The organism is Photobacterium japonica (assembly GCF_050337005.1).
Taxonomy (GTDB): Bacteria; Pseudomonadota; Gammaproteobacteria; order Enterobacterales; family Vibrionaceae; genus Photobacterium; species Photobacterium japonica.
In genome coordinates this window covers 1-21,692 of record NZ_JAKJSN010000020.1, presented here as the reverse complement: position 1 = coordinate 21,692, position 21,692 = coordinate 1, and the positions used below count along the sequence as shown (strand labels likewise).

The following is a 21,692-nucleotide window of genomic DNA, read 5'->3' as shown; positions in this document are numbered from 1 at the left end:
CATTTCCCTGCACGAGCCGTAATACTGACACTCACATAATGACTAATTTGCACTGCATGAGTGGGATATGGAACAATTAATTGCGCGTTTTTTACGTTACGTCCGTGTTGAAACACAATCGAATTCAGCCAATAGCCATTGCCCAAGTACTGAAGGGCAGCGCGTATTAGCTCAACAATTGAAAGATGAGTTAATTGCACTTGGCTTATCGGATGTTGATTTGGATGACAGCGGCTACCTGATGGCACGCTTACCTTCAAACGTTGATCACGATGTGCCTGCTATTGGCTTTATCGCTCACATGGACACAGCGCCTGACGCATCAGGTAAAGACGTAAAACCGCAAATCGTTGAAAACTACCAAGGTGGCGATATTGCATTGGGGATGGGTGATGAAGTGTTGTCTCCTATTCAATATCCGGATTTAAACCGCCTGCATGGCCACAATATCATCACAACAGATGGTACAACGCTGCTTGGTGCGGATAATAAAGCCGGTATCGCAGAAATCATTACAGCCATAGCGGTATTGAAAGCGAACCCAGAGATCAAGCACGGTGATATCTGCATCGGCTTTACGCCAGATGAAGAAATCGGTCGCGGTGCCGATCAGTTTGACGTGGCTAAGTTTGGCGCGCAGTGGGCTTACACCATTGATGGCGGCCCTGTGGGGGAGTTGGAGTATGAGAACTTCCATGCTTCCTCGGCGTTTGTTACCTGCCATGGCGTGAATGTGCACCCTGGTACGGCAAAAGATAAAATGATCAACGCCATGAACATTGCTGCACAATTTCAAATGATGATGCCAGCACAGGAAACCCCGGAATGTACGGAAGGCTATGAAGGCTTCTTCCATTTGGTTTCTATGGATCCAAGCGTGGCGAAAACACAGCTTCACTACATTCTGCGTGATTTTGATGCGGATAGCTTGGCGCGCCGTAAAACGTTGATCCAAGAAAATGTTGATGCCCTTAACCAGCGTTTAGACAAAGGCCGCGTGAGTGTTGAGATCGTTGATAGCTACGCGAACATGCGTGAGATGGTTGTGCCGCACCCTCACATCATTGAGTTGGCTAAACAAGCCATGATCGATTGCGATGTTGAACCAGAAATTAAGCCGATCCGTGGTGGCACTGATGGCGCGCGTTTGTCCTTCATGGGACTACCATGCCCGAATATCTTCACTGGCGGTTATAACTTCCACGGTATTCATGAGTTCATTACGGTGGAAGGGATGCAGCAGGCGGTTCAGGTGATCGTCAAGTTGGCAGAAAACACCGCTCTGCAATACAAAAAATAACGACGTTAAGTTGTCTGCATTATCTCTTATGGTAAAGCAGCAGTAAAAGCAAACGCCCTGATATGCATATCAGGGCGTTTTTTTTTGTGGCCACCAGCGCCAACGCTTTAAAAGATATTTGGGAAAACGTTCACTCAGTCTTTATCGTACAGCTTGGCTTGGTCTTTTACTTCTGGGTGTTTTTCGATTTCGCCTACAATCCAATTGTTCAGATGTTTTACGATGGCAGAAATGGCGTGCGTTTGGGTACCTTTCTCATTGTCACTGATCTCCAGTGGTTGCTTGGGGTGCATACCGGTCTGATCTTCTGCGATATGTACCCAGTCTGGATGCCAATAAAAACTGTGGCCTTCGTCGGTGATCCAGTTATGTACCCCGCAGGATTCTCCTGTGTAATTTAAGTCTTTTGCTTCGTATTTCATCTTACGGATCCTCATCGCATTTCTCATTCAAGTATATACCTCAAGAGAATTAAAGATGTGAGATGAGTACCATCTTGAATGTAACATTTTGAGGTGTGACTGCGACAACAGCGATAGATGCAATAGTTAATGAACGCAGAGATAGTGCACAGAGCATGGCGGCAATATACGGAAGGGTAAATGATAAGCAGAGATAAGAAGAGTTTCCCCCAGTCAGCGTGTGACTGGGGAAAATACGTTAAGTTCTAAGAGCTAAGCGCCAGGACCTAACGTAAGACCTCACCAAAACAAACTAGCCTAAGTAGCGGGCGATCAGGTGATTTTTGAAATGCTCGGCATTGAGTGCTTCACCGGTTGAATCAATGAGCAGTTTATCTGTGTTGACCAGAGAGGCGCGTTTCCATACATGGCGATCCAGCCAATTGAAGATAGGTTGGAAATTACGCTCACGGATCAGGTTGTCCGTGTTCATCTCTTTACGCATCGCAGACATAAACTGCGCAGCATACATCGCCCCTAAGGTGTAAGACGGGAAGTAACCAAAGCTACCAAAGGTCCAGTGAATGTCTTGCATGCAGCCATCCGTGAAGTTGCCTTTGGTGTTCAAGCCTAGGTATTCCTGCATTTTTCTGTCCCACAACTCGGGGATATCCGCCACTTCAATATGCCCTTCCACGAGATCACGCTCGATTTCATAACGAAGAATAACGTGTGCAGGGTAGGTGACTTCATCGGCATCGACACGGATATAGCCCGGAGCCACGCGGGTATTAAGCAGTGCCATGTTTTCTGGCGTTAATGATGGATCATCACTGCGATTGAACGTTTCTGCGGCTAATGGCGCTAAAATATCGATGAAGTGTTCGTTACGAGAGAGCTGCATTTCAAAGAACAGACTTTGCGATTCGTGGATCCCCATTGAACGGGCTTTACCTACCGGTAACCCTGCCCATTTTTGAGGCAGACCTTGCTCGTAGCGGGCATGGCCCGTTTCGTGGATCACCCCCATTAACGCAGAGGTAAAATCAGCCTCATCATAACGGGTCGTAATACGGACATCGGTCGGTACGCCGCCACAGAACGGGTGGACACTGGCATCCAATCGGCCGTGGTGAAAGTCGAAGCCCAGCTTTTGCATAATATCAAGGCTGAGTGTCTTTTGCTCTTCTGTCGGAAAGGGGCCGAGTGGTTGAATAACCTGATCATGGGTCTGCTTATCTTGGATTTGTGCAATTAACCCCGGCAACCAGTTTTTCACATCGGTGAATAAAGCATCTAAGGTTGCACTGGTCATCCCTGGTTCATACAAATCAAGTAGAGCGTCATAACGGCTCAGGCCGGTGGCTTCTGCGCGGATCTGGGCTTCTTGACGCGTGAGTTCAACCACTTTTTGTAAGTTCTCACTGAATCCTTGCCAATCATTATTGCCGCGCTGTGTACGCCATGCATGCTCACACTGAGAGCACGCCAGTGATTTTTCTTCGACAAGGCTTGCTGGTAGGACATTGGCATTACGCCAATGGCGTTTCATTTCGTTTAAGCTGGCTTTCTCTTCTTGAGAGAGGGATTCACGCTGTGCGAATTCAAACCACTCAGCAAGGTAGGGCGCAGTGGCTAATTCATGTGCCATAACGGCTAATTCTGCCATGGCTTCAGAGCGGGCTGTGTTTCCGCCTTCTGGCATCATCGCGGCTTGGTCCCAACCGCAGATGGCGCCTAAATGTTCGAGCTTAGAGAGCTTTTTATGATGTTGTTCTAATTTTTGATAGAAAGTCATTATCAATCCTTTATGTTGACTCATATCGGCACTGAAAATACCAGTGTATTGATGCATATTGGTATTTTACAGTAGTAAGCATTGCAATCTTTTAACGAATACGCAACACCTAATGGCCAAGCCCAATGCATTTGTGATAAAACCCAGTGAAAACAGGCCATGAGTCTGAAACCTGCGTTGAAAATCACACTTCCAGTGAAGTGAGTTGTAACGAATCTTACAATAACGTAAGACTTCGTAAAGGTCACAAGATTTACTGTTTGTCTTGGATATACTGCTTTTAAACTATATAGCTTTAGAGATTCACCATTGACGGCGAGTAATATGAAGAAAAAATGGAATGCCCCTTTTCGCACGCTAGTCGCGGGCACCGCATTGTTCTCGGCGACAGCGTTTGCTGCGCCAACAGTTATCCCTGATGCCCCTGAATTGGGCGCAAAAGGCTATGTGTTAATGGATTACCATACCGGTAAAGTTTTAGTGGCTAAAAATGCCCATGACAAGCTTAATCCCGCCAGCTTAACCAAACTGATGACCAGCTATGTGGCCGGCCAAGAAATGAAAAGCGGCAACATCAATGAAGATGACTTGGTGGTGATCAGCCGTAATGCTTGGGCACGTAACTTCCCAGATTCATCGAAAATGTTCATTGAGGTCAATACTGAAGTGAACATGATGGACCTGTATCGTGGTTTGATCATTCAATCAGGCAATGATGCCAGCGTGGCCATTGCTGAACACGTTGCCGGTTCAGAAGGCGCGTTTGTTAGCCTCATGAACTCTTGGGCTAAAAAGCTAAAGATGGATAACAGTTCTTTTGCTAACCCCCATGGTTTAGACAGCAATGGCTTATACAGCACCCCTTATGATATCGCGTTGCTTGGGCGAGCACTGATTACGGATTTACCGAATATCTACTCCCTTTACAGTGAACGTTCGTTTACTTACAACGATATCACGCAGCGTAACCGTAATGGCTTGTTGGGTGATCGCAGCCTGAATGTTGATGGCATGAAAACCGGCTTTACCAGCGGGGCGGGCTATAGTTTGGCCAGTTCAGCAACAGAAGGTGACATGCGCTTAATTTCGGTGGTTATGGGCTCAAGCAGCACCAAAAGCCGTGAAGCAGAAAGTAAGCAGTTGTTGAATTACGGTTTCCGTTTCTTTGAAACGGTATCACCGCATAAGAAAGGCGATGAGTTGCTTGACGAACAAATCTGGATGGGCAACGCCGACACCATTTCATTGGGAACGAATGCCGATACTTATGTGACAGTGTCACGCAATGACGCAAAGAATATGAAAGCGGGCGTTTCCATCAACAGTGATTTGATGGCGCCAATCAACAAAGGTGATGTGGTCGGTAAGATCTTCTATCAAGTTGACGGTACCGATGTCGCAGAAGTGCCTTTGGTGGCGTTAGAGTCTGTTGAGCAGGGCGGATTGTTTAGTCGTTTAGTGGATTACATCAAGATGTTCTTCTTGAGCTTATTCAACTAAGACCGTGTCGATACCGAACACATAAAGATAGAAAAGAGCCGCAGTGTGCGGCTCTTTGTGTTTTAGGGGATAGCAGGATGCGAATCAGTTGATCTGAACGATATCCAATTGTTCGCCAGGAACAAATTCGCCCACTTCGTCACCTGCCGCTGGAGCAACAGGGATCTCCTGCTTATCAAAAGCGATGTCACCGCCGTCAATTGCGCCAGAATCTTTATCAATACTCTTGAAATCAAACAGATTGAAGTCAGCAAGGTGAGACGGTACAACGTTCTGCATGGCAGTGAACATGGTCTCGATACGGCCAGGGTGGCTTTTATCCCAACCGCGAAGCATTTCTTTAATCACTTGACGTTGCAGGTTCGGCTGAGAACCACACAAGTTACAAGGGATGATTGGGAAGTTCTGCATCTCACTAAAACGTTCGATGTCCTTCTCGCGGCAGTATGCCAGCGGACGGATCACAACGTGCTCGCCATTGTCAGAAACTAACTTCGGTGGCATGCCTTTCATCTTGCCGCCATAGAACATGTTTAGGAATAAGGTTTCTAGCATGTCATCACGGTGGTGACCCAGTGCAATTTTCGTTGCGCCAAGCTCTTTCGCTGTACGGTACAAAATGCCACGACGTAGGCGTGAGCAAAGTGAACAGGTGGTTTTACCTTCAGGCACTTTCTCTTTAACAATAGAGTAAGTGTCTTCGTTCACAATTTTGTATTGAACGCCCAGTGAATCAAGGTATTCAGGCAAAATGTGATCAGGGAAGCCTGGTTGCTTTTGGTCAAGATTAACCGCAATAAGCTCAAAATTAACAGGCGCATTGCGCTGTAGGCTGCTCAGGATGTCTAGCATCGTGTAGCTGTCTTTACCGCCAGAAAGGCAAACCATAATACGGTCGCCTTCTTCAATCATATTGAAGTCTGCAATCGCGTTACCGACATTACGGCGCAGTTTTTTCTGCAGCTTGTTAAAGTTGTACTGTTGCGCTTTGGTCAAATCTTGAGTATCGCTCATTCTCAATCTCTCTTTGAAAAACAGATCTTGCCGTGATGCGTAATATCACCACATTCTGTTTGTTCAGAAATAAGGGACTTTTGCTACCGTGATAGATCCGGCAGAAAGTTAGTGGCGTGTATGATACGGATTAGCAACGTAGATGCTAGTATCTTTTGATATAAAACCGCGAATTTAGATTAAAAAAGTAATATAGAGACACAGAGGGCGATAGGAGAAACCGTGATGAATACCATGCCTACGGCCGACCTTGCCGCATAAAGTGAGGCAACGATAAGCGACAATGCGCTGAAGGGTGTGACGTGGTGTGAAAAATTGCATGACGTACGCGAACAGAACATGAAATCCCTTCCATCAACACGCGTGGCTATTGGCATTGAAAAACAGTTGGTTATAATCGACCTCAATGAAATAAGGAGAGACAACACACATGTTCCCATCAATGCCATCTTATTCCGGCACCGTATTGAAACCGGCGATCATTTTACTCTCCGTGCTGCTACTTTCGGGGTGTTCTGCGATGCAAGCAGAAGCTTTGGGCTTACGCAGCAGCAAGGTAACCAAAACGCCGCAGCAAATGAGCAATATGGAAATTTGTGACACGTATGCGTATGGACGTAAGGCGACACATACGCGTGCAGCCATTGCGAGCGAGTGGACCAAACGCGGTATCAACCGTAAGTATTGTGATAAAATCAAAAAGCAGTGGTACGTGACAACGACGGTGAAAGCTTTAGCGAATGCAGAAGAAAAACCGCGCAGTAAAAAAGTTCAGCCGGTGAAGTCTGTACAATTCTGATCGTGATGCGATCAAGCGTGATTAGCCGATGATGATTAAAAGAAAAGCCTCTAGTTAGAGGCTTTTTACGTTATTGAATCGCTGTGGAGGTCGGCTTCTTCAATACATATTGTGCATGACGCGATATGTTACACACACAGGTAACGTAACATAGGGGTCGCTTATAGCGGTGATTTACAAATTCGGACTTAATGGGCTGATATAGCCTTCTGGTTTAAGGGCGAGCAAGTCACAATTTAAGCTATCGATAGTGTGCTCGGCGGTGTTACCAATGAAAATGGCAGATAATCCCGTTCGGCCTGTTGTCCCAAGAATCACTAACCCTGCATCCAAGTCTTCTGCTACTTGTGGAATGATGTCTTCCGGTAATCCTTCTAATACATGAGTTTGCTCTTCTGGCAAACTATGCTGATGGCGTAATGCTTTCATAGATTTCAGGTGGTGCCCACGTACCGCATCGGTATATGACGCTGGATCAAACTCTGGCAACTCGATGGTGATATTCACCGGCGTGGCAGGGTACGCATTAACGAGGTGAGCTTCTGCTCCCAGCAGTTCCGCCATGTCTTTTGCTTCTTCCACAATGGAATTGTTGAGTTGTTCGTGCGTCTCATCATCGGCAGCAAGATTGACACTGGCCAGTACCTTGCCGTTAGCTGGCCAAGAATGCGTTTTCACCATCAATACCGGACATGGGCATTTACGCAAAAGGTGCCAATCGGTTGGGGTGAAGATGACTGAGCCAATTTTATCGTGGTCATGTGTTGCTTTGATGAGCAGATCATGATGCTGACTGAAGACTTCAGCGATCGCCGCTTCGTAAGGGCGGTTATGCCAAACAACAGTGATATCTATCTTGATCCCATCGTCTACATAAGGACGAATAATGTCTTTGAGCCATGATTCGCGTTGCATCACCACACCACGGCGCATTGCTTGGCGCTCGTCGGCGGATAACATCGAAGTCATCTCGTAGGAGAAATCATAAATCGCAAGGAAAATGGTGATGGTGACATCGTCAGACACGCGTGCAATTTGGACGGCGCGCGATAGTGCGGGTTGCTTGTCTTGCGCTGGATCAGCGACGACGAGAATATTCTTATACTTGGTCATAATTGCCCCCTTACACAAACAGTGTTGACACAGTAAACCGCTTCTCTTTCTCGTACTTTACGCTTAGGTTTTCTTTGGTGAGAAATCTGAAGGTTTTCAGTAAATCAACACGTTAACACCACTATGGCGTGTTAAATGCTATCGACTCAATAGTTATAACATTAACGCATTATGTAACCCCAGGGGAGGGGTTTTGTTCTTTAAATGCAAAAAAAGTGATATAGCTCAAGGCATATACCACTTTTTTAGAAGATACTTCGATGCATCAACGGTTAGGCGATAGTGTTTTTATTTACACCAGCCAGTTTTGCGAGTTCTTCATGATCAAGGATTGTGATGTACTTTCCTTTTACGCTTAACATCTCTGACTTTTGGAAACGACCCAATAAACGACTGATCGTTTCAACCGTTAAGCCAAGGTAATTACCAATGTCGCCACGTGTCATTGTTAAGCGAAATTCTCTCGGCGAGAAGCCACGCTGAGAAAAACGCAGAGAAAGATTATAAAGGAACGCCGCTAAACGCTCTTCTGCATTCTTTTTAGAAAGCAGCAGGATCATTTCTTGGTCACCTTTAATTTCGTTGCTCATCAGGCGCATGATTTGCTGACGTAGCTTTGGCATTTTCCCTGACAGATCATCGAGAATTTCAAAAGGGATCTCGCACACCATTGACGTTTCTAGGGACTGAGCAAAACTTGGATGCATCATATCGTTGATTGCATCGAAGCCCACAAGATCCCCTGCGAGATGGAAGGCAGTAATTTGCTCATCACCTTGCTCAGTAATGGTGTAGCTTTTAATGGTGCCTGAACGGATCGCATAAAGTGATTTTAGCTCATCACCGGCTTTGAAAAGCTCTTGTCCTTTTTGGATTGGCTTTTTGCGTTCAATAATTTGATCCAGTTGATCTAACTCAGACTCATTTAACGTAAATGGGATACACAACTGACTGATACTGCAATCCTGACAATGGATCGCACACCCGCCAGATTGGATACGTTTGGTTGTAAGTTTGTCTGAAATCATAAGCCTGTCTAACCAATTTGATGTAGGTCAATATTTTAACATAATATGAATCATTATGACGAGTATTAAAAATGACTACATTATTTGTTTGATTGCGATATAACCAGTATGAACCCCATAGGCCAGTAACAGCAAGGCACTCGCACGTTTTAGGTAAAGGTTGCGCAACCACTTTTGCAGTTGTTGTGCCATGCTACCGACCACGATCATCGCTGGCAGGGTACCCAAACCGAACGCGAGCATCACACCCGCACCGGCGACGGCACTTCCGGACACGGCCGACCAGGTCAGTGTTGAGTACACTAAACCACACGGTAGCCATCCCCAAAGCGCCCCAAACGGTAACGCCGCAAGCGGTGAGCGCAGTGGCAGTAATGATTGTGCGGCGGGTGACAATCGGCGCCATAAGCCTTGGCCCAAACGCTCAATTTGACTGATCCCTTGCCACCATTGGCCAATATACAATGCCAATACAATCATCATTATCGCTGCCAGTAAGCGCAATGCCACCAGTGATGACGTGTATCCACCGTAATTCGCCACGCCCGCGAACGCCCCCCCAATCACGGCACCTGCAATCATGTAAGAGAACAGACGACCTGCATTATAACAAAGCAAATAGGGCCAACGCCGTGTTTGCTGATCACCAGGCATACCCAATGTGACAGCGGCTGCGACACCACCACACATTCCCAAACAATGACCGGCGCCCATCAGGCCAATCACAAACGCGGCGTAAAAATCAACGTTCATTGGGTGAGGTGCCTGTTGATGCACGCTCGGGTGAGCTTTCGGATGTGCGTTCTGTTGTTGAAGATGACGGCGGTTTTGTTGATGCTTCCGGTTGAGATTCATTTTCATCAAACAGGATGTCATAGCCTTGGCGTTCGAGGTCCTCAAACTGCTCAGAGCGCACAGCCCACAAGAATATGCCGACCGCAATGCAGACAAAAATGATCGCAATAGGTATTAATAAGTAAAGACTAGACATTATCTTTTAATAACCTTAAAGAATTTGACACAACAATGATCGAGCTTCCCGACATACCGACCACGGCGATATAAGGTGCCACAAAGCCCGCGACGGCTAAGGGAAGGATGATCAAATTATAACCCAGCGACCATGCCAGATTCTCTCGAATAATTTTACGGGTTTTCAATGCGAGTTTTCTTGCCTGCAGAATACGTGAGAGATGATCACCCAACAGCACCATGTCGGCGGAGGATTTCGCGACATCCGTACCTCCGCCCATCGCCACGGACAAGTGAGCTCCTGCCAATACTGGCGCATCATTCACGCCATCCCCGATCATCAGTGCGATTTTATCTTTCGGTAACCCACGCAAATAGGCCAGTTTTCCTTCTGGTGACGCACCGGCAACCAATTCGTTCACGCCCAATGCGTTGGCAACGGTATTGGCGGACGCGGAATGATCTCCCGTCAACATGGTGACATCGATGCCTGCCGCTTGAAATTGCTGGATAAGTTCTGCACTGTCGTCACGAATAGGATCATCCAATAAAAACGCAGCGACAAGTTGGTGATCACAACTGAGCCACACTTGATAACGTTCATCACAGTCTGAAAGCTGTTGTTCGCGGTTGGGGTGTTCAGCCAACACGAAGTCGGCTTTGCCGATCCGCCATTCCTGACCATCACGCCAACCCTTTAAGCCACTGCCGATGATGTTTTCTACGCTTTCAAATTGAAAATCAGTGTGTCTAAACGGATTGAACGCACGAGCAATGGGGTGGTTGGCAAAGCGTTCCAGCTCTGCGGCGATGGCCAGCACGTCTTCACGTTTCCATTTAGGCGCAGCTTGTGTGTCGATAAGGTAGGTTTCCATGAGTCGCACGTTGCCTTCGGTCAATGTGCCTGTTTTATCAATCACCAATTGGTTCACGTTACACAGGGTTTCAAGCACATGGCCGCGGCGTAGCAATATACCTAATCGCCCCAGACTGGATGTGGAACAAGTCAGTGCGGTTGGTGTTGCTAATGAAAGGGCACACGGGCAAGTTGCCACTAATACCGCCAAGGTGATCCAAAGGGCATCCTCTGGACGATGTTGATACCAGTACAACCACGTGCAGACAGAGATAACGAGAATGGCAGCCACAAAGTAGCGCGCCACAATGTCAGCAATCTCAGCCACTTTGGGTTTTGAACTTTGTGCTTCATCTTGCAGACGCACAATGTTGGAGATCAATGAATGATTGCGGTCATGTGTGACCTTCAAAGTAATGTTGCCGTCGCCATTGATGGTACCGGCAAAAACACGATCCCCTTCGATACGTGCAACAGGCATCGGTTCACCGGTCAGCATGGATTCATCGACTGCGGTTTGGCCTTGTAGGATCTCACCATCCGCCGGCAAACTCTCGCCAGGTAAAACCGTGACAACGTCACCTGCTTTTAATGTCTTTGCTGCAACCTGTGAGCCGTCAACAAGAGTTGCCATCGCAGGTACCAGTTTCAACAGGTTGGCACTGGCGGCCGCGGCTTGGCGTCTTGCGCGCATTTCCAAAAATCGTCCCAATAGAAGGAAGAAGGTGAACATGGAAATGGATTCAAAGAACACTTCGCCTTTTTCCATCACGGTGGCATACAGGCTGGCAATATAGGCGAACAGTAGGGCAATCGAAACGGGCACGTCCATGCCGAGGGTGCGTGCACGTAAATTACGCCATGCATTCAGGTAAAACGGCAATGCAGAGTAAAGCAGCACAGGCGTAGCAAAAATTAAACTGACCCAACGTAGGTAGTTTTTGAATTCAGCATCAAGATCGCCAAAAATTTCGAAATATAACGCCACAGCCAGCATCATGACCTGCATGGTGGCAATACCCGCTATCCCTAATCGATAGAGGTAGTTTTTCATGGTGCGGTGATATTGCTGTTCTTGGGCATCGGCTTCAAACGGTGCGGCTTTATAACCTAAACGGTGGATCACACTGAGCAAATGACTCAATTTGGTCTGTTCAGGATCCCACACTAACAAGGCGCGATGCGTAGTTGTGTTAACGCGAATCGTCACGACGCCTGCTTCACGCTTAAGCTGTTTTTCAATCAGCCACGCACAAGCCGCACAAGATACACCGTCTAAAGAGAGAGAGGCTTCTTTGTGATCTGCATTATCACGAACAAACTCTTGCTGAATTTCTTCATGATCATAGAGCAGTAGCGATTGAAGTTGTTGCGGGACTAAGTCGGCTTTTTCCGCGGGGGCGGTTCGAAATTCATAATAGGAGGTGAGGCCGCTGGCAACGATGGTCTGTGCGACCGCTTCACAGCCGGGGCAACACATATCGCGTTGATGGCCAAGGATTTCTACTTGATGATGGTAATCCTGAGGAACAGGATCACCACAGTGATAACAGTCTTTTGTCATTCCTTACTCTGCCCGTACAACGAAATCGGGGTGGGTGTCGGCAGGTTCACACGACCTTGCAACATCCAGTCGCCATTAAAGGGTTCTACTTCGACAAACCATGGACCGGCTAATTGGTTTGTGGATGCAAAGCGATAGTTACCAGACAGATCGGCACTCATCATTTGGGTGAAATCTTTATCGGGCAAGGTGCGGTGAGTGAACGTCACCCGTAAATTAGGGTAGGTGGTTAATTCCCCTTTATTGAACATGATGGCGATATCGTTATCTTGCACTGAAACCTTCGCTTTCAGTTGTAATGCATCAGCCACACGAAGGCGAGAAAGGTCTAAGTTAATCGCTTTCCCTTTTTTGTAATAGTCTTCAGCGACAAGATCAACTTTGTTTAAAGAGAAGATATAGACAGCCGTTAAGCTGTAACAGATTGATGTCGCAGGGATGGCAAAAACGAACCAAGGCCAAAACTGCTTATACCATGGCTTACCCATATTGATTACCCTTGAAGCGGTGAGGAAACTGCCCCCGATGAACAGGGGCAGGTATTATGTCTCAGCCTACGCGGTAACGTTGTGACTGAGTGTGCGTTGAACGCAATAGTGTTTTGTTGCAGTGACGCTATTTGTTGGTGTCGTTGCTGAGGCTCCAGACATAGGCCGAGATAACTTGGATTTTCTCTTCACCCAAAATATCTTTCCATGCAGGCATAACACCTTGGCGACCATTGATAATGGTTGACTCAACGGCACTGCGTGAACCGCCGTATAACCATGTGTTATCGGTAAGATCCGGCGCACCGAAGGCAGGGTTACCTTTACCATCGGTACCGTGACAAGCTGCACACACGACAAACTTTTGTTTACCGGCAGCGGCTTCTTTAGCATTCACTTTTCGACCTGACATGCTCAGTACATAGCTGGTCACTTCCGTCACACCGTCAGCACCCAACGAACCAATCCATGCAGGCATGACACCCACACGACCTTCCATAATGGTGGTCTTGATTGATTCCGCCTCACCGCCGTACAGCCAACCGCCGTCGGTTAGGTTAGGGTAGCCAAGCTGGCCACGCGCATCAGAAGCATGGCATTGCGCACAGTTCTGCAAGAACAAGCGTTGGCCGACTTTCAGTGCTTCTTCATCTTGCGCGATGTCAGTGATAGGGCGTAATTGTGTACCGGATGCGTCGTAGGCAATACGTTTGAACGTTTCACCAAACTGCGCATTGGCTTCGTCCAACTCACGGGCATACTGATCTAAGCGTTTCTCACTGTGCGCATTGGCAATAGAGGCATTTGACTCTTGCAATGAACGCACGGTTTGATCCGAACTCTGCCAGCCAAGTACGCCTTTAAAGTTACCAAGGCCTGGGAAAAGTATAAGGTAAACCACGCTGAAAATAATGGTGCCCCAAAACATGTAGGACCACCATTTCGGTAGTGGGTTATTGATTTCACGAATACCGTCGTATTCGTGCCCCATATCTTCACCTTCTGCAACACCCATGGTGTCACGACTACACCAAACCAACAGGGCGGCAACACCGATCAACGTCGCAATAGTGATGATTGATATCCATAGACTCCAAAACGTAGTCATGCTTCCTTGCTCCTGTCGTTTTCTCTGGTTGCCACATCGTTGTCTTCATCTGCAAACACCAGATTAGCCGCTTCTTCAAAACGGGATGTCTGACGCTTACTGTATGCCCAAACGACAATACCGATAAAACTGCTGAACAACACAACCGTCCAAATGCTATGAATAGTGCCAATATCCATTGGGATCTCCTTATTTCATTGCATGGCCGAGTGACTGTAAGTATGCAATCAGTGCATCCATTTCAGTCTTGCCTTTCACTGCTTCACCGGCATTTGCCACTTGCTCATCGGTGTATGGCACACCAAATTGATTCTTAAAGATGGCGAGTTTCTTAGACGTTAATTCACCGTCAAGCACGTTCTCTTCTAACCAAGGGAAGCCCGGCATGTTTGATTCAGGCACAACAGCACGAGGATCACGTAGGTGAATGCGGTGCCAGTCATCAGAATAACGTCCGCCAACACGGGCCAAATCTGGCCCTGTACGTTTAGAACCCCACAAGAATGGATGCTCCCAAACACTCTCACCGGCAAGTGAGTAGTGGCCATAACGCTCTGTTTCAGAACGGAATGGGCGGATCATCTGGCTATGACAAACATTACAACCTTCACGGATGTAAATATCACGGCCTTCCATTTCCAGCGCGGTATAAGGGCGCAGGTTATCAACCGGCTCGGTCGTCTGGTCTTGATACAACAGTGGGGTAATTTCAACCAGCGCACCAAAGCTGATTGCAACCACAATCAGGATGGCTAAAAGGCCGACATTTTTTTCTACAATTTCATGACGATTATTTGCCATTGTCGGACTCCTTATGCCGGTTGCTCGGTAAGTTTTAGACTTTCTTTCGGTGCAGCAATCGTCTTATAGGCGTTGTACGCCAGTAAGAACATGCCAGAAAGGAAGATCAAGCCACCAATAAAGCGGACAATATAGAACGGATAAGATGCCTGCAGAGATTCAACAAAGCTGTAGGTTAACGTGCCGTCTGTGTTGACTGCGCGCCACATCAGGCCTTGCATCACACCCGAAATCCACATCGCAACGATATACAGTACGGTACCGATTGTCGCTAACCAGAAGTGAACGTTGATTAGGCGGATAGAGTACATGCGCTCTTGATTGAACAACTTCGGAATTAAGTGGTAAATCGCACCAATGGAAACCATCGCAACCCAACCTAACGCACCTGAGTGAACGTGACCAATGGTCCAATCCGTGTAGTGAGAAAGGGCGTTAACCGTTTTGATTGCCATCATCGGTCCTTCAAAGGTCGACATGCCGTAGAACGACAAAGACACCACAAGGAAACGAAGAATAGGGTCGTAACGCAATTTATGCCATGCACCGGATAAGGTCATAATACCGTTGATCATGCCGCCCCAAGAGGGTGCGAATAGAACCAATGACATCACCATGCCGAGCGATTGGGTCCAATCAGGCAGTGCTGTGTAGTGAAGGTGGTGAGGACCAGCCCAGATGTAAAGAGAAATGAGCGCCCAGAAATGGACAATCGATAGACGGTATGAGTACACCGGGCGACCTGCTTGCTTAGGTACGAAGTAATACATCATCCCTAAGAAGCCGGCGGTCAGAAGGAAACCGACAGCATTGTGTCCGTACCACCACTGTACCATTGCATCCACAGCGCCAGAATAAGCTGAATATGACTTACCCATTGACACAGGGACGGCTAAACTGTTCACAATGTGAAGTACAGCGACCGTTAAAATGAAGGCACCAAAGAACCAGTTTGCAACATAAATGTGCGACGTGTTTCTTTTTATCATGGTACCGAAAAAGACTATGGCATAGGCAACCCAGACAACAGCAATGGCGATATCAATCGGCCACTCCAGTTCTGCGTATTCTTTACCCGAAGTCCAACCCATCGGCAATGAAATTGCGGCGGATAGGATAATGGCTTGCCAACCCCAGAAGGTGAATGACGCTAATTTGCCACCAAACAACCTGGCTTGACAGGTACGCTGTACTACGTAATAAGACGTAGCAAATAACGCACTCGTACCGAAGGCGAAGATCACTGCATTGGTATGCAGGGGACGCAAACGGCTGTATGTCAACCAAGGGGTGTCAAAGTTAAGTGCCGGCCACACCAGCTGAGCGGCAATTAGTACACCAACGCCCATTCCAACAATTCCCCAAAGTATGGTCACTAAGGTGAATTGGCGAACGACCGTATAGTTGTAGTTTTGTTCAAGCTGCTTTACTTGGCTCATGTTGCTGCTTCCAATTTATTTGTCAACTACACTCTCTTTCCTTGTGCGAACAACAAGTTGTCGCAATGCCACCCAAAGCTTATGAAATTGTTGCAACGATTTTTCTCACCGCTCAGCAATTACATTGCTATTTTGTTGTAAAAGTGGCATTTTCAACGACATATACTATATGTTTTGGCATATGAATGACAGGGTCAAGCCCACACATTGTTTACGGTTAAGCAACATTTATGTGAAAAATTTGACCTCTGTAACACGGGAAGCACGAAAAAACATGGCTGCAGAAAAGCTCACTAAAGGGCGTTTTATTCAAATCCTCTTCTTAATGGCAGTGCTTATTACTGCATTTGTATGGAGAACAATCACCTATAAAGAGGAATCAACCACAGATTCCAGTGCCTTTACATGCTTGTTAACGGCAGATAGCTGTATAGATGAAGCTGGAAAAAAGCATAAAAATATCTCACTTTCACCGGTGGCAGCGACGGCAAATACACCTCTTGTCCTACAACTTGATAACACAGATGTTAAACCGAGTGCAGTTGTCGAAGGCGTGACGATGTTCATGGGCACGATCCCGGTCACTTTTGAGCAAACTTCAACGGGTTGGAAAGGCACATTTACTGTGCCAGAGTGCACACATTCACAGATGCAGTGGGGGGTAAATATCACCCAAGGTGACGAAGTGATTGTTGCAAAATTTACCGTTGAAAAATGAATAAAATGAATGTGTTAAATTAATACATTATGCTTTGTAGGGGTTTAATGACTAACCCCCTTTTTTTATGGCATAAGTGCAGGCCTCTTACTCTAAATGCAGCCTTTTTCGCATACCTTTCGGTGATGTATTGTTATTCGCGATAGATCATCTTCGTCGTCATACCGCCGTCAACGACAAAATTTTGTCCCGTGATAAACCCCGCGTCTTCAGAAATTAAGTATTTAACTAATGCCGCAATGTCATCGGGCGCACCGACTCGCCCCACAGAATGCTGCTGATGGTCAACATCACGTAGTGATTCACCAACCACATCGATCCAGCCTGGAGAGATACAATTTACCCGCACATCAGGCCCTAAACTGACCGCCAGCGAATGCGTGAGTGCGACAATGCCGCCTTTCGAGGCGCTGTAGGCTTCCGTATTGGGTTCAGATTGCAATGCACGCGTCGAGCTCATATTCACGACCGATCCTTTTTGCTTACGCAAATGGGGCACGCTGTATTTCGTGACGAGCATTGGCGCGGTAAGATTAACCGCGATGACCTTTTGCCAATAGGCAATGTCTAATGTTTCCAAAGGGGCATTGTAAGGATCAGCAATCGCCGCATTGTTAATCACACTATCGAGTCGCCCATGCTGCTTAATGACACTCTCAATGAGTGTCTCAACCTCTGATTCTACAGAGACATCGACGTGTTTAAATCGGATTAATGGGTTCTCTGTGACCAGTAGTTCACCTGCATCTTTATTCAGATCGGCAACAATGACGGTCATGGTTTTAGAGAGGGCATTCGCAATCCCTTTTCCTATGCCGCTGGCTCCGCCGGTGATCAATACAACGTGCTTTGTTATCGCTTCCATATTGCGCTCATTAATGTTGTGTAAACTCATTCGGTAATCTGTCATTAACGGACATTTCGCTAATAACTTTAATGATATATAGCAAAAAACGTTTAGACAGTTCTGAACTCACAATAAAAAACGACTATGATGATGGAAATATAAACAAAACATTTTGTTCCAATGGATATATCCACAAGCTTTTCATCAAACTCATCATCATCTGGCGCTATTGCACAGGCGATTGCCTTGCTGCAGCAAAAGATCACTAACCCAAAATTAATCTTGGTGTACTTCTCCGAGAACTATGCGGTTGATACCTTTCAGCAGGCGCTTACTGCCGCATTTCCTTACGCGCAAATTCTAGGATGCACGTCATGCCAAGGTGTGATGACAGATGACGGTTATCACTTTGGTACAGGGGTCGCTTTGTGGGCGATCTCCGATTATAACGGGGCTTACGGCAGCGCCATTGTCTCAAGCCATCGCCCTAAATATGAGATGGCGAAACAAGCATTATTAAAAGCGATAACCAATAGTGGCCGTTCTGGCGAATTACCTTCATTGATTGTTTTGCATGCTAGCCCAGGGGATGAAGAAGAAGTCATCCGGGGCATTAATGATGAACTGGGCATTTCTGTTCCCATCATTGGGGGCAGTGCGGCGGATGATTATATTCTTGGTAATTGGCAAATTTTCACTCATGAACAAACGTGTCAGGAAGGGGTCGGGCTAAGTGTTATCTACCCATCATGCCTGGTTAGTTATTCATTTCACTCTGGGTACGCCAGCACTGGATTACATGCTGTAGCAACACGGGTTGAGGGCAGAGAACTGCTGGAGCTAGATGGTCGCCCCGCGATTGAAGTCTATGAAGAGTGGATGAATACACGTCTCAGCCAGGGTGTTAATTTAGCCAAAAGTAGCAGTTTACACCCGCTTGGTAGGGTTGTCGGTCATGTGCACGACATGCCATATTTCAAACTGGCACACCCAAGAGAGATCACTCAACGAGGTGGCATCAAGCTTTTCGCCCGCATTCATAAAGGTGAGACGCTTTATTTTATGAAGGGAACGGATGAGCGATTGATCACGCGAGCGGGTCGGGTAGTGGACGCTGCTTGTAATATTTATTCAGAAGATAGCCTGTTAGAACCGATTGGCGGTATCACCATTTATTGCGCAGGGTGTATGTTACGCGTGCAAGATCGCATGCATGAAGTGGCTGGCCATGTGAACGATGCGATGCACAACGCACCGTTTGTTGGCCCGTTCACATTTGGTGAGCAAGGGCAATTTGAAGGCGGCGAAAATGCACACGGTAATTTAATGATCTCTGCCGTTTTGTTCCATAAGGATTAAGTCATGGCGAACTATGAATCTGAAAAACTTCAAGAAACCTTGCTTGATCTTATGCGAACGAAAGAGCGCGAAAAACAACTGCGCGATGAAAACACCGCGATTCTTGCGGGTATGGCCGCGATGGCGGGTGCAAACACAAAACGCCAAGTATTCAATAGTTTACTTACCGTTCTGCGTAAATATATTGGGTTTGAACATGCGCTTGTATTAACGCGTGAAGATGAAACTGCGCCATTACAAGAACTGGTCACGACATGTCGTTTCTTTGAGTCGAGCGTATGGCCGATCGGCAATACGTTTATCCGTTCTATGCACGGGGAAAGTATCGCACTGTTCGATCCCAAACAGGTTTATGAGTTCAAAACATTACCTAATGAGTTACTGGTACATTGCCAATCTGTGCTGCTAACGGGGGTAAAAGTCAGTTCAGGCGATGCATTACTGTTATTTTTCCATTCTGAAAAAGGGCAGTTTTCACCAAATTGTCGCCGTGTATTAGAACGTTTTCGACCGTTACTTGAACGCGCTATCATCGATATTGATTATCGCGAACGCTTACAATCGCTTGTGACAATCCGAACACAAGAGTTGACGCACAGTCAGCAGCGCTTTAAAGATTTTGCGAGAACGGTCGGGGACTGGTTCTGGGAAGTTGATCCTGATTACCGCTTTACCTATATTTCATCACCACATTTAGCCAATCATGTGATTGATACACATAGCATACTGAATATTTTTCCTGATCAGCCCGAGTTTGCTGCATTGCTCGAAAACGTGTTGTCTCAGCGAACAACGTTTGAAGACTTTGAATGGCAGCTACCCAAGAATGAAGGCGGGTTATGGATTAACTTCAGTGGCACGCCGTATTTTAATAAACATGGCGAACTCCTTGGGTTTCGCGGCACAGCCAAGGACATCACGTACCGAAAGAAACGTCTGGAAGAATTGCAAGAAGCACGCAAGCAAGCAGAAACCGCGAACAAAGCGAAGTCAGAATTTTTGGCTATGATGAGCCATGAAATTCGCACACCATTAAATGCCGTCTTAGGTTTGCTGGATATTCTGGCGGATTCCGGTTTGGACTTACAACAAAGTGCGTGGGTGAACCAAATGGATCAGTCGGCACAATTGCTGCTGACCATCATTAATGACATTCTTGATTTATCGCGTATAGAGTCTGGCAACTTTGAACTGTTTAATGCAGAGATGGCGTTATCGAGCAGTTTGGATTTAGTGGTTACCCAATTAAAAGAGCAAGCGAACAAAAAGCAAATCGAACTTGAAACCGTGGTGAGTGGATTGGTGCCTGCAACCATCATAAGTGATAAAAACAGAATGTCACAAGTGTTGTTTAATCTTGTTGGCAACGCCATTAAATTCACGCATGAAGGCAGCGTGCGTGTTGATGTTGATGTCGTCGAAAACAACTTACACATTGCGATTACTGATACCGGTATTGGAATTGCACCTGAAGCACAAAAGTCATTATTCAATCCGTTTATACAAGCCGATGGCAGTATCACACGACAATTTGGCGGCACCGGTTTGGGATTGGCCATTAGCCAACACTTGATCAAAAAAATGGGCGGCCGCATATTGCTGAAAAGTCAGTTGGGTGTGGGCAGTTGTTTTACCGTGATGATTCCGATCATTGAAGTGAAATCTCCGAACATTCAGCCCGATGAAAAACCACTGTGTGTGTTACACAACACGCCGATGAACATACTCGTGGCAGAAGACAGTCCGACAAATCAACTGGTAGCCAAACTCATGTTGGAAAAACGTGGACATCAGGTGAGAATTGCCAGCAATGGGCATGAGGTTATTGAAATGGCCAATCAACATCTGGGTGATTTTGATTTGATCTTCATGGATATTTCGATGCCTGGTATGGACGGTATCTCTGCCACAAAGGCGTTGCGTGCCAGCGGTATGAGTTTACCAATCATTGCGTTGACTGCGAATGTCATGAAGTCAGATCAAGATGAATACTTCAACGTTGGCATGAACGGTTTTTTGGCCAAGCCGATCTTGGCCAAAGAACTCGACAGCATTCTGAGTCAATTTCAGATAGCGACAAACACGCACTGAGTTCGAGTATCTAATCAAAAGACGTCAGGCTTGGTGATACCAAGCCTTGTAATTAACACCATATTTTGAAGTACTAGGCAAACTGACCATTTGCCGAAGGACTTAAAAAGAGGTGTTAATTACCTATTTTATGGTAAATAGCCAATACTGTTAAATAGAACAATTACGCCAGCAGTCAGGCAGAGAGAGAGGGAGGACGATGGTAAGAAGAATGTACCAACTAGCTGTTAATTATGGATTTAATGTACCTTATTTAACATAATATACATTATATGCACTGAGGCTGTAGCTCCAAAGCTAAAGTGTTTCTTTTCTGCAAAGTGAAAATGTCCTGTTTTTCCTATGGTGATCAGACTCTGTTCTGGTCTATATGAGATAAACAATCGATGTTGGTAACCATGAATGACAAAGAGATCCTTCGCCTTGGCGCTATTCGTGATGTGTGCGCCAAACGCATTCGACGTGTTGATGCTGCACGAATCCTATCAATCAGTGT

General features: G+C 46.5%; 20 protein-coding genes. 6 read left to right on the top strand and 14 right to left on the bottom strand.

The window, feature by feature from the left end:
- The first annotated feature begins 67 nt into the window (after positions 1-67).
- Positions 68-1,300 (top strand): peptidase T, encoded by a 1,233-nt coding sequence (gene pepT / locus L4C36_RS09015; RefSeq protein WP_428477475.1) that lies wholly within the window; start codon positions 68-70, stop codon positions 1,298-1,300.
- A gap of 134 nt (positions 1,301-1,434) precedes the next feature.
- Here the strand turns inward: pepT and L4C36_RS09010 are convergent, their stop codons facing one another.
- Both L4C36_RS09010 and L4C36_RS09005 read right to left on the bottom strand, forming a co-directional pair.
- A complete protein-coding gene (locus L4C36_RS09010; RefSeq protein ID WP_428477474.1) occupies positions 1,435-1,722 on the bottom strand; it encodes a hypothetical protein in 288 nt (95 codons plus the stop codon).
- A 292-nt stretch (positions 1,723-2,014) separates the two neighbouring features.
- Positions 2,015-3,499 (bottom strand): carboxypeptidase M32, encoded by a 1,485-nt coding sequence (locus L4C36_RS09005; protein WP_428477473.1) that lies wholly within the window; start codon positions 3,497-3,499, stop codon positions 2,015-2,017.
- Positions 3,500-3,823: 324 nt separating this feature from the next.
- Between L4C36_RS09005 and L4C36_RS09000 the strand changes: the two genes are divergently transcribed.
- Positions 3,824-4,999: a serine hydrolase gene (locus L4C36_RS09000; RefSeq protein ID WP_428477472.1), complete on the top strand. Its 1,176-nt coding sequence runs from the start codon at positions 3,824-3,826 to the stop codon at positions 4,997-4,999.
- Positions 5,000-5,083: 84 nt separating this feature from the next.
- Here the strand turns inward: L4C36_RS09000 and ttcA are convergent, their stop codons facing one another.
- Positions 5,084-6,013 carry a tRNA 2-thiocytidine(32) synthetase TtcA gene (ttcA, locus tag L4C36_RS08995; RefSeq protein WP_428477471.1) on the bottom strand — a complete coding sequence of 310 codons (930 nt, stop codon included), beginning with the start codon at positions 6,011-6,013 and terminating at the stop codon, positions 5,084-5,086.
- Between the two features lie 430 nt (positions 6,014-6,443).
- On the opposite strand from ttcA, the gene L4C36_RS08990 reads away from it, so the two are divergent.
- Positions 6,444-6,812, top strand: a complete 369-nt coding sequence (locus tag L4C36_RS08990) for a hypothetical protein (protein WP_428477470.1) — start codon at positions 6,444-6,446, stop codon at positions 6,810-6,812.
- A 174-nt stretch (positions 6,813-6,986) separates the two neighbouring features.
- On the opposite strand, the gene uspE is transcribed toward L4C36_RS08990, so the two are convergent.
- The 10 genes from uspE to ccoN form a co-directional block, all read right to left on the bottom strand.
- Positions 6,987-7,925 (bottom strand): universal stress protein UspE, encoded by a 939-nt coding sequence (gene uspE, locus L4C36_RS08985; RefSeq protein WP_428477469.1) that lies wholly within the window; start codon positions 7,923-7,925, stop codon positions 6,987-6,989.
- A 272-nt stretch (positions 7,926-8,197) separates the two neighbouring features.
- Entirely contained in the window at positions 8,198-8,953 is a 756-nt protein-coding gene (fnr, locus tag L4C36_RS08980) for a fumarate/nitrate reduction transcriptional regulator Fnr (RefSeq protein ID WP_428477468.1), read from the bottom strand.
- Positions 8,954-9,028: 75 nt separating this feature from the next.
- Positions 9,029-9,706: a sulfite exporter TauE/SafE family protein gene (locus L4C36_RS08975; RefSeq protein ID WP_428477467.1), complete on the bottom strand. Its 678-nt coding sequence runs from the start codon at positions 9,704-9,706 to the stop codon at positions 9,029-9,031.
- A complete protein-coding gene (gene ccoS, locus L4C36_RS08970; protein WP_428477466.1) occupies positions 9,696-9,944 on the bottom strand; it encodes a cbb3-type cytochrome oxidase assembly protein CcoS in 249 nt (82 codons plus the stop codon). Before ccoS ends, L4C36_RS08975 begins: the two co-directional genes overlap by 11 nt.
- Positions 9,937-12,345, bottom strand: coding sequence for a heavy metal translocating P-type ATPase (locus L4C36_RS08965; RefSeq protein ID WP_428477465.1), 2,409 nt, complete (start codon positions 12,343-12,345; stop codon positions 9,937-9,939). Before L4C36_RS08965 ends, ccoS begins: the two co-directional genes overlap by 8 nt.
- Positions 12,342-12,833, bottom strand: a complete 492-nt coding sequence (locus L4C36_RS08960) for a FixH family protein (RefSeq protein ID WP_428477464.1) — start codon at positions 12,831-12,833, stop codon at positions 12,342-12,344. Before L4C36_RS08960 ends, L4C36_RS08965 begins: the two co-directional genes overlap by 4 nt.
- 127 nt (positions 12,834-12,960) lie before the next feature.
- Positions 12,961-13,941 carry a cytochrome-c oxidase, cbb3-type subunit III gene (gene ccoP / locus L4C36_RS08955; RefSeq protein WP_428477463.1) on the bottom strand — a complete coding sequence of 327 codons (981 nt, stop codon included), beginning with the start codon at positions 13,939-13,941 and terminating at the stop codon, positions 12,961-12,963.
- Positions 13,938-14,120: a cbb3-type cytochrome oxidase subunit 3 gene (locus tag L4C36_RS08950; protein ID WP_428477462.1), complete on the bottom strand. Its 183-nt coding sequence runs from the start codon at positions 14,118-14,120 to the stop codon at positions 13,938-13,940. The genes ccoP and L4C36_RS08950 overlap by 4 nt, the downstream gene beginning before the upstream one ends.
- Positions 14,121-14,130: 10 nt before the next feature.
- Complete coding sequence (gene ccoO / locus L4C36_RS08945; RefSeq protein WP_428477461.1) at positions 14,131-14,742, bottom strand: cytochrome-c oxidase, cbb3-type subunit II; 612 nt, start codon at positions 14,740-14,742, stop codon at positions 14,131-14,133.
- A gap of 11 nt (positions 14,743-14,753) precedes the next feature.
- A complete protein-coding gene (gene ccoN, locus L4C36_RS08940) occupies positions 14,754-16,181 on the bottom strand; it encodes a cytochrome-c oxidase, cbb3-type subunit I (RefSeq protein ID WP_428477460.1) in 1,428 nt (475 codons plus the stop codon).
- 274 nt (positions 16,182-16,455) lie between these two features.
- Between ccoN and L4C36_RS08935 the strand changes: the two genes are divergently transcribed.
- Positions 16,456-16,899 (top strand): hypothetical protein, encoded by a 444-nt coding sequence (locus L4C36_RS08935; RefSeq protein WP_428477459.1) that lies wholly within the window; start codon positions 16,456-16,458, stop codon positions 16,897-16,899.
- A gap of 133 nt (positions 16,900-17,032) precedes the next feature.
- Here L4C36_RS08935 and L4C36_RS08930 read toward each other — a convergent pair whose 3' ends face one another.
- The gene (locus tag L4C36_RS08930) at positions 17,033-17,764 is read right to left on the bottom strand and encodes an SDR family oxidoreductase (protein ID WP_428477458.1); all 732 of its coding nucleotides are present in this window, start codon (positions 17,762-17,764) and stop codon (positions 17,033-17,035) included.
- Between the two features lie 162 nt (positions 17,765-17,926).
- On the opposite strand from L4C36_RS08930, the gene L4C36_RS08925 reads away from it, so the two are divergent.
- Positions 17,927-19,105, top strand: a complete 1,179-nt coding sequence (locus L4C36_RS08925; protein ID WP_428477457.1) for an FIST signal transduction protein — start codon at positions 17,927-17,929, stop codon at positions 19,103-19,105.
- Positions 19,106-19,108: 3 nt separating this feature from the next.
- A complete protein-coding gene (locus L4C36_RS08920; protein ID WP_428477456.1) occupies positions 19,109-21,196 on the top strand; it encodes a PAS domain-containing hybrid sensor histidine kinase/response regulator in 2,088 nt (695 codons plus the stop codon).
- Positions 21,197-21,692: the final 496 nt, after the last annotated feature.

Excerpts from the sequence above, each read along its gene's own strand:
- L4C36_RS09010 (WP_428477474.1), bottom strand. The coding sequence starts at position 1,722 with ATGAAATACGAAGCAAAAGACTTAAATTACACAGGAGAATCCTGCGGG.
- L4C36_RS08960 (WP_428477464.1), bottom strand. The coding sequence starts at position 12,833 with ATGGGTAAGCCATGGTATAAGCAGTTTTGGCCTTGGTTCGTTTTTGCC.
- L4C36_RS08930 (WP_428477458.1), bottom strand. The coding sequence starts at position 17,764 with ATGGAAGCGATAACAAAGCACGTTGTATTGATCACCGGCGGAGCCAGC.
- uspE (WP_428477469.1), bottom strand. The coding sequence starts at position 7,925 with ATGACCAAGTATAAGAATATTCTCGTCGTCGCTGATCCAGCGCAAGAC.
- L4C36_RS08920 (WP_428477456.1), top strand. The coding sequence starts at position 19,109 with ATGGCGAACTATGAATCTGAAAAACTTCAAGAAACCTTGCTTGATCTT.
- ccoS (WP_428477466.1), bottom strand. The coding sequence starts at position 9,944 with ATGTCTAGTCTTTACTTATTAATACCTATTGCGATCATTTTTGTCTGC.
- ccoN (WP_428477460.1), bottom strand. The coding sequence starts at position 16,181 with ATGAGCCAAGTAAAGCAGCTTGAACAAAACTACAACTATACGGTCGTT.
- L4C36_RS08935 (WP_428477459.1), top strand. The coding sequence starts at position 16,456 with ATGGCTGCAGAAAAGCTCACTAAAGGGCGTTTTATTCAAATCCTCTTC.
- fnr (WP_428477468.1), bottom strand. The coding sequence starts at position 8,953 with ATGATTTCAGACAAACTTACAACCAAACGTATCCAATCTGGCGGGTGT.
- ccoP (WP_428477463.1), bottom strand. The coding sequence starts at position 13,941 with ATGACTACGTTTTGGAGTCTATGGATATCAATCATCACTATTGCGACG.
- L4C36_RS08990 (WP_428477470.1), top strand. The coding sequence starts at position 6,444 with ATGTTCCCATCAATGCCATCTTATTCCGGCACCGTATTGAAACCGGCG.
- L4C36_RS08965 (WP_428477465.1), bottom strand. The coding sequence starts at position 12,345 with ATGACAAAAGACTGTTATCACTGTGGTGATCCTGTTCCTCAGGATTAC.
- L4C36_RS09005 (WP_428477473.1), bottom strand. The coding sequence starts at position 3,499 with ATGACTTTCTATCAAAAATTAGAACAACATCATAAAAAGCTCTCTAAG.
- pepT (WP_428477475.1), top strand. The coding sequence starts at position 68 with ATGGAACAATTAATTGCGCGTTTTTTACGTTACGTCCGTGTTGAAACA.
- L4C36_RS08950 (WP_428477462.1), bottom strand. The coding sequence starts at position 14,120 with ATGGATATTGGCACTATTCATAGCATTTGGACGGTTGTGTTGTTCAGC.
- L4C36_RS08925 (WP_428477457.1), top strand. The coding sequence starts at position 17,927 with ATGGATATATCCACAAGCTTTTCATCAAACTCATCATCATCTGGCGCT.
- ccoO (WP_428477461.1), bottom strand. The coding sequence starts at position 14,742 with ATGGCAAATAATCGTCATGAAATTGTAGAAAAAAATGTCGGCCTTTTA.
- L4C36_RS09000 (WP_428477472.1), top strand. The coding sequence starts at position 3,824 with ATGAAGAAAAAATGGAATGCCCCTTTTCGCACGCTAGTCGCGGGCACC.
- ttcA (WP_428477471.1), bottom strand. The coding sequence starts at position 6,013 with ATGAGCGATACTCAAGATTTGACCAAAGCGCAACAGTACAACTTTAAC.
- L4C36_RS08975 (WP_428477467.1), bottom strand. The coding sequence starts at position 9,706 with ATGAACGTTGATTTTTACGCCGCGTTTGTGATTGGCCTGATGGGCGCC.